Origin of the sequence: Nonomuraea phyllanthi (assembly GCF_006334985.2) — a bacterium.
GTDB lineage: Bacteria > Actinomycetota > Actinomycetes > Streptosporangiales > Streptosporangiaceae > Nonomuraea > Nonomuraea phyllanthi.
The window spans coordinates 98,933-112,613 of the sequence record NZ_VDLX02000017.1; the positions used below are offsets into that span (position 1 = coordinate 98,933).

The window sequence follows — 13,681 nt, forward strand, 5'->3', positions numbered from 1 at the left end:
AGGTGGCTAGAACAGGGTCATCGGGGTGATCGGCTCGGGCTCAGGAAGAGGGGCCAGAGCCGGCAGGCGGGCGCGTACGGCGTCGTGGAAGGCGCGGGCGAGCCCTGGGGCATCGGCGTTGTCGGGCGTGTGCAGGAAGAACGTGGGGGAGCGCCCTTCGCGCAGCCAGTCCGTGACCGTGTCGACCCACGGCCGCCAGCCCTCGACCGTGGCGGCCTCCGCGTCGCGGCCCAGGTAGCGGACGATCGGATGCGCCGTCAGCGCCCGCGTGCGGCGCGGCACGCGGGGCTTCTTGGCCCAGGCGTCCCGCTCGGCGTCGCTGGTCGGACGCTCGCGGAAGAACGCCGTGGTGTCGAACGGCACCCACTCGGCGTCCACGGCCGCCAGGACGCGCTCCAGGAGCCGTTCGGAGCGCTCCTCCTCGAAGAACGCGCGGTGCCGCACCTCCACCGCGAACCGGTACGAACGAGGCAGGCGGCGCAGGAAGGCCGCCAGGACGCCGAGGTCGCCGGGCCCGAACGAGCCGGGCAGCTGCACCCACAGGGCATGGCACCGGGGCCCCAGCGGCTCGATCGCGTCCAGGAACGAGCGGAGGTCCTCCTCGGTCCCGGTGAGGCGCCGCTCGTGGGTGACGGCCTTGGGCAGCTTGACGACGAAGCGGAAGCCGGGCGCGGTCTGGCGGGCCCAGGACTCCACCGTGCTCCGCGTCGGGGTCGCGTAGAAGGTCGTGTTGCCCTCCACCGCGTCGCACAAGGTGGCGTACGAGCGCAGGCGCTCGCCCGGAGGGAGCTGCTCCGGCACGAAGCGCCCCGGCCAGCGCGCGTGGGTCCACATCGCGCATCCCACATGAAGCCGCATGGACTCGACGGTATCGGACCCCGGTTGAGACGCTGTCACGGTCGTCTGATCACCGCAGGGAAGGGCACTTCATGGCTCGCGTCATGCTCGTCACCGTCCTGGTTCTGGTGGGGTTGGCCTCGCCCGCGTCCGCCGCGCAGGAGTTCCGCGTCTTACAGCTGAACCTGTGCCACAGCGGCGTGAACACCTCCTGCTACAACGGCGCCGCCACCCTCCAGGAGGCCGACTCCGTCATCACCGCCGAGCAGCCCCATGTCCTCTCGCTCAACGAGATCTGCGCGAACGACCTGTCCCGGCTGGCCCCCGCCATGGGCAACGGGTTCAGCACGTTCGCCCCGGCCCGCCGTCCGGACGGCGGGCCCGTACGGTGCACCAACGGTGACGAGTACGGCAACGGCCTGATCTTCCGCTCCCCGGCCACCGGAACCGTCTTCACCGGCCAGTACGCCACCCAGGACGGCGGCAACGAGAGGCGCGTCTACGTGTGCGCCGAGTTCGCCGACCTGGTCGCCTGCTCCACCCACCTGTCGACCACCGGCGACGTCGCCATGTCCCAGTGCAAGGAGGCCATCGCCCTGCTGCGCGGCCGCGCCGTCGCCGGCAGGCCGACCGTCCTGGCGGGCGACTTCAACCTCAAGTACGCCCCGTGGTTCGGGCCCGACGTCCAGGACTGCAACTCCTCGCCGTTCTACCGCAAGGGCGACGGCAGCGTGCAGCACGTCTTCGCGGCCAATCTGCAGTACGCGCGGACCGAGGTCACTCGCATGACCACCACCGACCACCCGGCGCTGCAGGTCGTGTACTCCCGTCCCTGAGCCCCCGGGTCTCACAGGTTGTCATACGAGTCGCGGCTTCGTATGATGACTGACGACCGATCCAGCCCTCCGACATCCTGGGACCGCCATGGCCGCCGACCGCATCCGCCACGTCACGCTCTCCTCCGTCACGCTGCCGCTCGACGTCCCCGTCAGCGACGCGAAGGTCCTCACCGGGCGGCAGAAGCCGATGACCGAGGTCGTTTTCCTGTTCGCCGAGATCGCGACGGAGGACGGCCATCAGGGCACCGGCTTCAGCTACTCCAAGCGGGCCGGCGGTCCCGCGCAGTACGCCCACGCCAAGGAGGTCGCGGACAACCTGATCGGGCAGGATCCGTCCGACATCGGCAGGTTGTATGACGTGTTGCTGTGGGCGGGGGCCTCGGTGGGGCGTTCCGGGGTGGCGACGCAGGCGCTGGCGGCGGTGGACGTCGCGCTGTGGGATCTGAAGGCCAAGCGGGCCGGGTTGCCGCTGGCGAAGCTGCTGGGGGCCTACCGCGATTCGGTGCGGACGTACAACACCTCGGGCGGCTTCCTGCACGCGCCGATCGAGGAGGTGAAGGCGCGGGCGAGCCGGTCGTTGGAGGAGGGGATCGGTGGGATCAAGATCAAGGTGGGGCAGCCTGATACGCGGGAGGATCTGCGGCGGCTGGCCGCGGTGCGCGAGCATCTGGGGGATGGCGTTCCGTTGATGGTGGACGCCAACCAGCAGTGGGATCGGGTGACGGCGTTGCGGTTCGGGCGGGCGGTGGAGGATCTGGGGCTGGTGTGGATCGAGGAGCCGCTGGACGCCTACGACGCCGAGGGTCACGCGCAGCTGGCGGCCGCGCTCGACACCCCCATCGCCACCGGCGAGATGCTCTCCAGCGTCGCCGAGCACGTCCGCCTCATCGAGGCGCGCGCGGCCGACATCATCCAGCCGGACGCCCCGCGCGTCGGCGGCATCACGCCGTTCCTGCGCCTGGCCACCCTCGCCGACCACGCGGGGCTGCAGCTGGCGCCCCACTTCGCCATGGAGATCCACCTCCACCTGGCCGCCGCCTACCCGCGCGAGCCCTGGGTGGAGCACTTCGAATGGCTCAACCCCCTGTTCAACGAGCGGCTCGAGACCCGCGACGGCCGCATGATCGTCCCCGACCGGCCGGGGCTCGGCTTCACGCTCAGCGAGCAGTGCCGCAAGTGGACCGCCGACAGCGTCGAGTTCGGGAAGGCCTGAGCCCATGGAAGACCGCCTCGTGCTCGGGAGGGCCTGAGCCATGGGTGATCGCATCGAGTCCGTACGGTTCGGCCACTACGCCGTGCCGCTGGCGCAGGCGGTGAGCGACGCCAAGGTGGCCACCGGGCGCCAGCGGCCGCTGTCCCAGATCGACGTGCTGACCTGCGAGATCACGACCCGCGACGGCCTGGCAGGGCTGGGCTTCTCCTACACGACCCGCGCGGGCTGCCGCGCCCAGTTCGCCCACGCCAAGGAGGTCGCCGGCAACCTGCTCGGCCAGGATCCGTCCGACATCGGCAGGTTGTACGACGTGCTGCTGTGGGCGGGGGCCTCGGTGGGGCGTTCGGGGGTGGCGACGCAGGCGCTGGCGGCGGTGGACGTCGCGCTGTGGGACATGAAGGCCAAGCGGGCCGGGTTGCCGCTGGCGAAGCTGCTGGGGGCCTACCGCGACTCGGTGCGGACGTACAACACCTCGGGTGGCTATCTCCAGGCCCCGATCGAGGAGGTGAAGGCGCGGGCGACGCGGTCGTTGGAGGAGGGGATCGGTGGGATCAAGATCAAGGTGGGGCAGCCTGATACGCGGGAGGATCTGCGGCGGCTGGCCGCGGTGCGCGAGCAGCTGGGGGACGATGTCCCGTTGATGGTGGACGCCAACCAGCAGTGGGATCGGGTGACGGCGTTGCGGTTCGGGCGGGCGGTGGAGGATCTGGGGCTGGTGTGGATCGAGGAGCCGCTGGACGCCTACGACGCCGAGGGCCACGCGCAGTTGGCGGCCGCGCTCGACACCCCCATCGCCACCGGCGAGATGCTCGCCGGCGTTCCCGAGCTGGTGCGGCTCATCGACCTGCGCGCCGTCGACTACCTCCAGCCCGACGTGCCGCGCGTGGGCGGCATCACGCCCTACCTCAAGGTGGTGGCGCTGGCCGATCACGCGCACCTGCAGGTCGCGCCGCACTTCGTCATGGAGATCCACGTCCACCTGGCCGCCGCCTACCCGCGCGAGTCCTGGGTGGAGCACATCGAATGGCTCTCGCCGCTGTTCGAGGAGCGCCTGGAGATCGAGGGCGGGCGCATGCGCGTGCCCGACCGCCCGGGGCTCGGGCTCAGCCTGGCCGCACGCGCCGCGGCCTGGCGGCTCGACACGGCCGAATACCGCGCCCCCGCCGCGCGCGGGTCGAGTTCGGCGCCGTCGCCGGGTAGGTTGTGACCCGTGCCACCGGAGCGAAGGCTCGATCGTGACAGCGGGCGGGGGCTAGCGCACGAGCTCGTCGAACGGCTCAAGGCGCGCATCCTCGCCGGGGAGATCGAGCCGGGCCAGAAGCTGCCGACCGAGTCCTCGCTGGTCGAGGAGTTCGGCGTGAGCCGCACGGTGGTCCGCGAGGCCGTCTCGCGGCTCCAGGCGGCCGGGCTCGTGGAGACCTTCCAGGGGCGCGGCTCGTTCGTGCTGGCCCTGCCCGCCTCCACGGCCTTCTCCGTGGAGGCTTCGCAGATCCGCACGCACCGCGACGTCCTCGACATGATCGACTTCCGGATCGGGGTGGAGTCGGAGTCGGCGGGGCTGGCCGCCGAGCGCCGCACCGACCTGCAGCTCAAGGCCATCGAACGCGCCCTGGTCGACCTCGGGCGCTCGGCCGAGCAGCCGAGCAGCGCCGTCGAGGCCGACTTCCAGTTCCACCTGAAGGTCGCCCTCGCCTCGGGCAACCACTTCTACTCCGACCTGCTGGCGTCCTTCGGGCCGATGGTGATCATGCTGCCGCGGACCCGGCTGGAGCACGCGTACACGGTGTCGGACGCCACCCACCTCACCCGGGTGACGCTGGAGCACGAGAACATCTACCGGGCCATCGCCGACCACGACGCGGCGGCGGCCCGTGCGGCGATGCGGCTGCACCTGTCCAACTCCCGCGCCCGCCTCCAGGCCCCGTGACGCGCAGCCGCGTCCGGCTCCCGCGCCTCCTTCCAGGCTCCGTGACGGCGTCTGCCCCCGCGGCGTGCCAGCTGTGACGCCCGCCTCCAGGCTCCGTGACGGCTTCTGCCACTGCGGCGTGCCCAGCTGTCACGCCCGCCTCCGGGCCCCGGGACCGCGCTTGTCACCGCGGCGGCGCGCAGTTTCCGCGCCCCCGTCTCCTCCATGACGACCCGTGCCACCGGGTGGTGCTCAGCTCCCGCCTCGCATTCAGCCCCCGTGGCGATAGCGACCCCTTTCGGGCCGCCTGCCGTCACCGTGGCCTTCGCCGGGCGGCGGCCGAGGCCGTGACGGGACGCCGGCCGCGCGTCCGATCGCGGCTGCGTCCGCCCGCGTCCGAGCCCGCCCGCGCCTGACCGCGACCGCGTCCGAGCCCGCCCGCGCCTGACCGCGACCGCGTCAGAGCGCGACCGTGCCTGACCGCGTCCGAGGGCGAGCAGGCAGGCCGCCGGCGCGGGGCCGCGCCCTGCTTCCAGCACCTCGGGCGGGCCGGTGGGGGTGCCGGGGGCGGTGACAGGTGGCGTGGGGCGGGTTACCAGCGGGCCGTGTTCGGGGTGAAGCCGGGCACGACCGTGCGCATGTACGCCGTGTCCTCCCGCCCCCGCTGCCCGCACCGCACGTACTGCTCGTGCAGCCCCGCCAGCGCGTCCTCGTCCAGCTCCACCCCGAGACCGGGGCCGGTGGGCACGGCCACGCTCCCGTCCCGGAACTCCAGCGCGCCCGCCCTGACGACGTCCTCGGTCTTCCACGGGTAGTGCGTGTCGCAGGCGTAGGTCAGGTTCGGGGTGGCGGCGGCCAGGTGGGTCATGGCGGCGAGGCTCACGCCGAGGTGGGAGTTGGAGTGCATCGACAATCCCATGCCGAACGTCTCGCAGATGCCGCCCAGCAGCGCCGAGCGCCGCAGCCCGCCCCACAGGTGGTGGTCGGACAGGACGACCTGCACGGCGTCCACGGCGACGGCGGGTTTGAGGTGCTCGAACGCGATGACGCACATGTTCGTGGCGAGCGGCAGGTCGGTGTGCCGGGCGACGGCGGCCATGCCGTCGATGCCGGGCGTCGGGTCCTCCAGGTACTCGAGGACGGGGGCCAGCCGGTGCGCCACCTGGATGGAGGTCTCCACGGTCCAGGCGCCGTTGGGGTCGATGCGCAGCGCGTGGCCGGGGAAGGCGGCGGCCAGCGCCTCGACGGTCTCGATCTCGTGGCGGGGCTCGAAGACGCCGCCCTTGAGCTTGATGGCGGTGAAGCCGTAGTCGTCGACCATCCGCCGGGCCTGGGCCACCATCTGCTCGGGCGTGACGCCCTCGCCCCAGGAGTCCTCGTCCTGCCCGGGATGGCCGGCCCACTTGTAGAACAGGTACGCCGAGTACGGCACCCGCTCGCGTACGGCGCCGCCGAGCAGGTCGCTCACCGGGCGGCCGAGCGCCTTCCCCTGCAGGTCGAGCAGCGCCACCTCGAAGGGCGCGGCCACGGTGTCGACGGCGCTGGAGACCTCCAGCATGCCGCCGAAGCTGGCGCCCGCCCCGCCGGTGGAGGAGCCGAGCGTCTCCACGACGACGCGCCGCAGCCCGTGGGCGTCGAACACGTCCAGGCCGGGCAGCGCGGCGGCCACGGCGTCGAGGCGGCCGAGGTGGGCCTGGTCGGCGTACGTCTCGCCCAGGCCGACCAGCCCCGCGTCGGTGCGCACCTGGATGATGGCGCGCAGCACGTACGGCTGGTGCACGCCGACGACGTTGAGCAGGGGCGGGTCGCGGAAGGCGACCGGGGTGACGGTGACCCGGCTGATCCGCCCGCCGGAGCGCGCTCCCGCGGCGTCGCCCTCGCGACGCGATCCCACGGCGCCGCCTTGGCGGCGCGGCGTGCTCACCGGTCCGCCTTGACGGTGAGGACCGGGACGCTGGCCTCCATGAGGATGCGCTGCGCCTCGCTGCCGAGGATGAACTTGCCCACCAGCGACCGGTGCCGCAGCCCGATGACGATGAGCGTGCCGCCCGTCTCCTCGACGAGGCTCTCGAACGTCTCGGCCAGGTCGTCGTCGTGCAGCGGCTGGCGTACCTCGGCGTCCACGCCGGCGGCGCGCGCCCGGGCGAGCAGCGCCGCGGAGGCGTCGTCGTCGATCTTGTGCTCGTCGACGGGCGCGCCCCGGCGGGGCGAGTTCACGATGACCACCCGTTCGGAGCGCAGCGCGCCCTCGCGCAGGCCCGCCTCGACCGCGGCGTCCCCCTCCGGCGTGGGCAGGTAACCGACCAGGATCGTCATGGCGTCTTCTCCTCAACTGGAGGCTCAACGGGAGGATCGGCTGGAGGACCGGCCGGGACGGGGGCGGGCTTGCGGCGCACGGCCTTGCTAATCAGCGGCCAGAGCGCGACGACCAGCACCAGGGCGAGCACGGTGCCCGAGATCGGGCGGGTGAAGAAGCCGGTCGGGTCGCCGCCGAAGATGAGCAGCGACTGCCGGGAGGAGTTCTCGATCATCGGGCCGAGCACGAAGGCCAGCACCAGCGGACCCGGCTCGAAGCCGAGCTTCTTCATCAGGTAGCCCAGCAGGCCGAAGCCGATGACGAGGAAGATGTCGTAGACCTGGTTGCGCACGGTGTACGCGCCGAGCAGGGTGATGAGCACCGTGATCGGGGCGAGGATCGCGGGCCGCACGCGCAGGATCTTCACGAAGACGCCGACCATCGGGATGCTCATGATGAGCAGCAGGATGTTGCCGATGTACATCGAGTTGATGACGCCCCAGAAGACGTCGGGGTGCTCGGTGACGAGCTGCGGGCCCGGCTGGATGCCCTGGATGAGCAGCGCGCCGAAGATCAGGGCCATCGTCGCGTTCGCCGGGATGCCGAGGGTCAGCAGCGGGATGAACGACGACGTGGCGGCGGCGTTGTTGGCGGTCTCGGGGGCGGCCACGCCCTCGACGGCGCCCTTGCCGAAGCGCTCGGGCTGCTTGGCGCGCCGCTTCTCGAACGCGTACGCGGCCAGCGAGGACAGCGTCGCGCCGCCGCCGGGCAGCACGCCCAGGAGGAAGCCGATGAGCGAGCCGCGCCCGATCGCGCCCTTGGCCTGGCCGAGGTCCTTGCGCGACGGCCACACGTTGCCGACCTTGGCCGGCGCGTGCACCTGGTTGTGCCGTTCCTCCAGGTTGTAGAGGATCTCGCTGAGGCCGAACAGGCCCATGGCGATCGGGATGAAGTCGATGCCCTCGGCGAGGTTCAGGCTGCCGAAGGTGAAGCGCTCGGCGCCGGTGAAGGTGTCGCGGCCGACGGTGGCGATGAGCAGGCCGACGGCGGCCGCGATGATGGCCTTGAGCTTGTTGCCGTTGCCGATCGAGGAGATCAGCAGCACGCCCAGCACGCCGAGGGCCGCGTATTCGGGCGGCCCGAAGTCGAGCGCGAAGCCGGCCACGATGGGGGCGAGGAGCGTCAGGCCGAGGATCGAGACGGTGCCGCCGATGAAGGAGCCGATGGCGGCGATGCCGAGCGCGGTGCCCGCCTTGCCCTTTCTGGCCAGGGCGAAGCCGTCGAAGACGGTCACCACGGAGGACGCCTCGCCGGGCAGGCGGAGCAGGACCGAGGTGATGGTGCCGCCGTACTGGGCGCCGTAGAAGATGCCCGCCAGCATGATGATCGCCGAGACGGGGCCGATGCCGTACGTGATCGGCAGCAGGATGGCGATCGTCGCGCCGGGGCCGAGGCCGGGCAGCACACCGATGAGCATGCCGACGATCACGCCGATGAGGCAGTAGATCAGGTTGGACGGCTCCAGCACGATGCCGAAGCCGTCGAGGATGGGGGAGATGTCCATGTGGGGTTTCTCAGATGAGGCGCGGGAGCGGGACCTGGAGCAGCAGGACGAAGAGCAGGTAGAACGCGGCCACCGTCACGATGCTGATCACGATGGACGATCGCCATGACTCCTTGCCCAGCCAGCGCAGCCAGACGCACACCAGCAGCAGCGAGGGGATCTCGAAGCCGATGAGCGGCAGCAGCGCGGCGAGCAGGATGAGCGTCACCAGGCCGGCCGCGGTGAGCAGGGTGGCCTTCGAGAACCGCTCGGCGTCCTGGAGCCCCCGGCCGGTGACGACCAGCGTCAGCGACAGCACGGCGATGACGATGCTGATCGCGAACGGCCACAGGCCGGGGCCCGGGTGGGTGAGCTCGCCGAGCCCGAGCCCGAAGGACCCGATCGCCCCGGCCACGCCCACGGCCAGCGCCACCAGCGCGGCCACGACCTGCGGCACGGGGCCGGCGTGGGGCGGCCGGGTCTCCTCGGCGACCTCTTCTTCGAGAGGGTCAGTGATGGGCATGCGCGCTCCTTGGGGGCCGGCTAGCCGGCCAGGCTGATGCCGAACTCGTCGAGCTGCTTCTTGTACTTGGCGGTGTCCTGCTGCAGGGCGGTGAGCACCTCCTGCGGGGAGACCTCCATCGGGGTGAGCGAGTTCTGCTCGTTGAACTTCTTGTACTCGTCCGTGGCGAACGTCTTCTTGGCGGCGTCCAGCAGCCGGGCCTTGACGTCCTCGGGGGTGCCCTTGGGCGCGGTCAGGAAGCGGTACTGCGTCACCAGGACGTCGAAGCCCTGCTCCTTGGCCGTCTTGACGTCGGGCAGGTAGTCGATGCGCTTGTCGGAGAAGACCGCGAGCGGGACGAGCTTGCCCGCCTTGATGTTCTCGATGGCCTCGCCGATCTGCATGGTGGAGACGTCGACCTGGTTGCCGAGCAGGGCGGTCAGGGCGGGGGCGCCGCCGTCGAAGGGCACGGCCGTCGCGTCGATGCCCGCCGACTTGAAGGTCAGCGCGGAGGCGAGCTGGGCGCCGGTGCCGACGCCGGTCGTGCCGTAGCGGATGGTCTTGCCGGACTTCTTCATGTCGCCGATGGACGTGAAGCCGGACTGGGAGTTGGTCGCCATGACGTAGTCGTCGCGGGAGATGCCGGTGATGACGTCGAACGAATCGATCTTGGTGGCCTCTTCGGGCGACACCGTGAGCGGCGTGATGGTGAACAGGGAGGCGTTCTGCACGGCGATCTTGTAGCCGTCGGCCTTGGCGCTCTGGAGCTCCTTGGCGTTGAGCGCGCCGTTGGCGCCCGGCTTGTTGAGCACCGGCGTGGAGACGCCGAGCTCCTTGCTCATGCCCTGGGCCAGCGCCCGGGTGATGAGGTCGGTGGAGCCGCCCGCGGACGCGCCGACGCTGAACTCGATGTTGCCGGTCGGATACTTTCCTTCGCCGCCGCCGGAGGACGTCGTCTTCACCCCGCCGCACGCGGTCAGCGCCAGTGCTGCTGCGGCGCCGACGACTCCCATGAGAACGCGGCGGGGGGTCGTCCGGGATGTCGGCATGGACTTTCTCCTTCGTGCGGGGTGGTGCCGGGAGCGGTCTATGGAGGGTACGGGGTGTTTTCCGCTCTTGTAGTCTCCGGAGACTATGGACCTGCCTCGATGCCTGTCCAGGCTCAATTCGGTATCAGGTGATACTCTTCGGGCATCATGCTAACACTCGATCAGATCAGGGCTTTTGTGGCAGTAGCCGAGGAACTGCACTTCGGCCGGGCCGCTGATCGACTGCGCATGACGCAGCCGCCGCTGAGCCGCCACATCCAGAAACTGGAACGGGCGGTCGGCGTGACGCTGCTGGAGCGTGACAACCGCCGCGTCGTGCTCACCGACGCCGGGCGGGCCTTCCTGGAGGACGCGCGGCGCATGCTCTCGCTCGTCGACACCGCCGGCGACCGGGCCCGCCGCATCGCCAAGGGCGCCGCGGGCACCGTACGGCTCGGCTTCACCGCCGTCTCGGCCATCAGCATGCTGGGCGCGCTGCTGCGCCGACTCTCCGAGCAACTGCCGGAGATCGACGTCATCCTGCACGAACGGGTGACCGCCGGGCAGGTCGACGGCATCCTGCGCGGCGAGCTCGACATGGGCCTGGCCCGGCCGCCCTTCGACATCGCCACGCTCGACTCCCGGGTGGTCTTCCGCGAGCCGCTGTGCGCCGTGGTCCCCATCGGCCACCCGCTGGCCGGGCTCGGCCGCCCCCTGGCCCCCGACGACTTCGACGGCCTGCCGGTCATCAGCTACAACCCCGTGCAGTCGCGCTACTTCCACGAGCTGACCGTGCGCTTCCTCACCAACGCCCACCCCAGGATCGAGCAGCAGGTGCACCAGATCCTCACCGCCGCGCTGCTCGTCGCGGCCGGCCGGGGCGTGGCGCTCGCGCCCGCCAGCGCCCGCTCGCTCGGCATCGAGGGCGTCGCCTTCTGCGATCTCGTACGGGGCGGCGGCGACCCCCTCGACCACGCCGACGGCGTCTCGGGCAAGCCGGTCGAGCTGCACGTCATCTGGAACCACGACTCCACCAACCCCGCCATGTGGCGCGTGCTGGAGCTGTTGCCCGCGCCCGGGGCGTGACGATGCCCTGGAGGTATCGCCGGATACAGAATCGCACTTGGACAGGAATCCACCCTTCTCCTTAGCCTGGCCGCGTCAGTCTTTTACCGGCGGTGCGGGGGGATCCCACGGCCGGCTGTAAATCAGAGGACGTTCATGCCGAATTACTCGCCGCAGGAGCTGGCCACCCAGCTCAGGAGTGGCCTGCTGTCGTTCCCCGTCACTCACTTCACCGAGGACCTGCAGTTCGACGAGGCCGGCTACCGTGGCCACCTGTCCTGGCTGAGCACCTTCCCGGTGGCCGGGCTGTTCGCCGCGGGAGGCACCGGCGAGGGATTCTCGCTGACCGCCGCCGAGATCGACCGGGTGGTCCGCGCGGCCGTCGACGAGGTGCGCGGCAGGCTCCCGGTCGTGGCCCCGGCCACGGGCGGCACCGCGAACGCCGTCGAGCAGGCCAGGGCCGCCGAGGCCGCCGGGGCCGACGGGGTGCTGCTCATGCCGCCGTACCTCACGGAGGCCGGGCAGGACGGGCTGGTCGAGCACGTCTCCGCGGTGTGCCGGGCCACCGGCCTCGGCGTCGTCGTCTACAGCCGGGCCAACGCCGTCCTGAAGGACCGCTCGGTCGAGATCCTCGCCGACCGCAACCCGAACCTCGTCGGTTTCAAGGACGGCGTCGGCGACATCGAGAACCTCACCCGCATCTACGCCTCCGTCGGCGACCGCCTGGCCTACATCGGCGGCCTGCCCACGGCCGAGACGTTCGCGCTGCCGCTGCTGCAGCTCGGCATGAGCACGTACTCCTCGGCGATCTTCAACTTCGTGCCGCAGTTCGCGCTCGACTTCTACGCCGACGTACGCGCCCAGAACCGCGACGCGGTCTACCGCCGGATCAAGGAGTTCGTGCTGCCCTACCTCGACATCCGCGACCGCCAGAAGGGGTACGCGGTCTCGATCATCAAGGCGGGACTGGCCGCCGTCGGCCGCCCGGCGGGGCCCGTGCGCCCGCCGCTGCAGAACCTCACCGAAGGCGAGTCCGCCGAACTGGCCGCCCTCATCAACAAGGTCAGCTAGGGTCCCATGTCTCCCACCATCCAGCGCGTCGAGGTCGTCCCGGTGGCCGGGTACGACAGCATGCTGCTCAACCTCAGCGGCGCCCACGGGCCGTTCTTCACCCGCAACGTCGTCATCACCACCGACTCCGACGGGCGCACCGGCCTCGGCGAGGTGCCCGGCGGCGAGGCGATCCGGCGGACCGTCGAGGAGGCGGCGGGGCTGCTGGCCGGGCAGCCCGTGGCCCGCTACCGCAGCCTGCTGCGCGAGGTCTCGGCACGCTTCGCCGACCGGGACGCAGGCGGGCGTGGCGCCCAGACCTTCGACCTGCGCACCACCGTCCACGCCGTCACCGGCATCGAGTCCACCCTGCTCGACCTGCACGGCCAGTACCTCGGGCTGCCCGTCGCCGACCTGCTCGGCGAGGGGCGGCAGCGCGACCGGGTCCCGATGCTGGGCTACCTGTTCTACGTCGGCGACCCGGGGCGGACCGACCTGCCCTACCGCGTCGACGACGCCGGCGAGGACCGCTGGTCGCGGCTGCGGCGCCAGGAGGCGCTCACGCCCGACGCGGTGGTCGCGCTGGCCGAGGCGGCCCAGGAGCGCTACGGCTTCAGCGACTTCAAGCTCAAGGGCGGGGTGCTGGCCGGCGAGGAGGAGGTCGAGGCGGTCACGGCGCTGGCCCGCCGCTTCCCCGACGCCCGCATCACGCTCGACCCCAACGGCGGCTGGCCGCTCGCCGACGCGATCCGGCTGTGCCGGGGGCTGGGCGGCGTGCTCGCCTACGCCGAGGACCCGTGCGGCGCCGAGGGGCGCTTCTCCAGCCGCGAGACGATGGCCGAGTTCCGGCGCGCCACCGGGCTGCCCACCGCGACCAACATGATCGCCACGGACTGGCGGGAGATGGCCCACGCCGTGCGCGCGGGCGCGGTGGACATCCCGCTGGCCGACCCGCACTTCTGGACCATGGCGGGGTCGGTGCGCGTCGCCCAGCTCTGCCACGACTTCGGGCTGACCTGGGGATCGCACTCCAACAACCACTTCGACATCTCGCTGGCCATGTTCACCCACGTCGGGGCCGCCGCCCCCGGCGAGATCACGGCGCTGGACACCCACTGGATCTGGCAGGACGGCCAGGCGCTCACGACCCGGCCGTTCGCCATCACGGACGGCGCGATCGACGTGCCGACCGGCCCGGGGCTCGGGGTCGAGCTCGACCGCGCCGCCCTGGCCGAGGCGCACGAGCTCTACCTGCGCCACGGCCTGGGCGCCCGCGACGACGCCGTGGCCATGCAGTACCTGGTGAAGGGCTGGACGTTCGACCCGAAGCGGCCCTGCCTGGTCCGCTGACCCCGGCGACGGCGGCACCGGCGGCCCCGCCCGGTCCGCCGGCCGCCGAAGG

The 13,681-nt window shown here is 71.6% G+C and carries 13 protein-coding genes; 7 read left to right on the plus strand and 6 right to left on the minus strand.

The window, feature by feature from the left end; translation table 11 throughout:
- Positions 1-6 precede the first annotated feature (6 nt).
- The gene (locus FH608_RS36810) at positions 7-858 is read right to left on the minus strand and encodes a DUF72 domain-containing protein (protein WP_139635004.1); all 852 of its coding nucleotides are present in this window, start codon (positions 856-858) and stop codon (positions 7-9) included.
- 71 nt (positions 859-929) lie between these two features.
- Here FH608_RS36810 and FH608_RS36815 point away from each other — a divergent pair, with 71 nt between their 5' ends.
- The 4 genes from FH608_RS36815 to FH608_RS36830 all read left to right on the plus strand — a co-directional run bounded on the left by FH608_RS36815 (position 930) and on the right by FH608_RS36830 (position 4,816).
- Positions 930-1,673 carry an endonuclease/exonuclease/phosphatase family protein gene (locus FH608_RS36815; RefSeq protein ID WP_139635005.1) on the plus strand — a complete coding sequence of 248 codons (744 nt, stop codon included), beginning with the start codon at positions 930-932 and terminating at the stop codon, positions 1,671-1,673.
- An 88-nt stretch (positions 1,674-1,761) separates the two neighbouring features.
- Positions 1,762-2,889, plus strand: a complete 1,128-nt coding sequence (locus FH608_RS36820; RefSeq protein ID WP_139635006.1) for an L-talarate/galactarate dehydratase — start codon at positions 1,762-1,764, stop codon at positions 2,887-2,889.
- Between the two features lie 40 nt (positions 2,890-2,929).
- Complete coding sequence (locus FH608_RS36825; RefSeq protein ID WP_139635007.1) at positions 2,930-4,096, plus strand: L-talarate/galactarate dehydratase; 1,167 nt, start codon at positions 2,930-2,932, stop codon at positions 4,094-4,096.
- 3 nt (positions 4,097-4,099) lie between these two features.
- Positions 4,100-4,816, plus strand: coding sequence for a FadR/GntR family transcriptional regulator (locus tag FH608_RS36830; protein ID WP_139635008.1), 717 nt, complete (start codon positions 4,100-4,102; stop codon positions 4,814-4,816).
- A 571-nt stretch (positions 4,817-5,387) separates the two neighbouring features.
- Here the strand turns inward: FH608_RS36830 and FH608_RS36835 are convergent.
- The 5 genes from FH608_RS36835 to FH608_RS36855 are packed head-to-tail and all read right to left on the minus strand — an operon-like array spanning position 5,388 to position 10,185.
- Positions 5,388-6,689, minus strand: a complete 1,302-nt coding sequence (locus FH608_RS36835; protein WP_139635009.1) for a glucarate dehydratase family protein — start codon at positions 6,687-6,689, stop codon at positions 5,388-5,390.
- Positions 6,690-6,715: 26 nt separating this feature from the next.
- The gene (locus tag FH608_RS36840) at positions 6,716-7,111 is read right to left on the minus strand and encodes a universal stress protein (RefSeq protein ID WP_139635010.1); all 396 of its coding nucleotides are present in this window, start codon (positions 7,109-7,111) and stop codon (positions 6,716-6,718) included.
- Positions 7,108-8,655 (minus strand): tripartite tricarboxylate transporter permease, encoded by a 1,548-nt coding sequence (locus FH608_RS36845; protein WP_139635011.1) that lies wholly within the window; start codon positions 8,653-8,655, stop codon positions 7,108-7,110. The genes FH608_RS36840 and FH608_RS36845 overlap by 4 nt, the downstream gene beginning before the upstream one ends.
- A 10-nt stretch (positions 8,656-8,665) precedes the next feature.
- Positions 8,666-9,157 (minus strand): tripartite tricarboxylate transporter TctB family protein, encoded by a 492-nt coding sequence (locus tag FH608_RS36850; RefSeq protein ID WP_139635012.1) that lies wholly within the window; start codon positions 9,155-9,157, stop codon positions 8,666-8,668.
- A gap of 20 nt (positions 9,158-9,177) precedes the next feature.
- The gene (locus tag FH608_RS36855) at positions 9,178-10,185 is read right to left on the minus strand and encodes a tripartite tricarboxylate transporter substrate binding protein (RefSeq protein ID WP_139635013.1); all 1,008 of its coding nucleotides are present in this window, start codon (positions 10,183-10,185) and stop codon (positions 9,178-9,180) included.
- Between the two features lie 147 nt (positions 10,186-10,332).
- Here FH608_RS36855 and FH608_RS36860 point away from each other — a divergent pair, with 147 nt between their 5' ends.
- From FH608_RS36860 to FH608_RS36870, 3 genes are all read left to right on the plus strand, one after another.
- Positions 10,333-11,250: a LysR family transcriptional regulator gene (locus FH608_RS36860; protein ID WP_139635014.1), complete on the plus strand. Its 918-nt coding sequence runs from the start codon at positions 10,333-10,335 to the stop codon at positions 11,248-11,250.
- A 135-nt stretch (positions 11,251-11,385) separates the two neighbouring features.
- Positions 11,386-12,300, plus strand: coding sequence for a 5-dehydro-4-deoxyglucarate dehydratase (kdgD, locus tag FH608_RS36865; RefSeq protein ID WP_139635015.1), 915 nt, complete (start codon positions 11,386-11,388; stop codon positions 12,298-12,300).
- Positions 12,301-12,306: 6 nt separating this feature from the next.
- Positions 12,307-13,629 carry an enolase C-terminal domain-like protein gene (locus tag FH608_RS36870; RefSeq protein ID WP_139635016.1) on the plus strand — a complete coding sequence of 441 codons (1,323 nt, stop codon included), beginning with the start codon at positions 12,307-12,309 and terminating at the stop codon, positions 13,627-13,629.
- Positions 13,630-13,681: the final 52 nt, after the last annotated feature.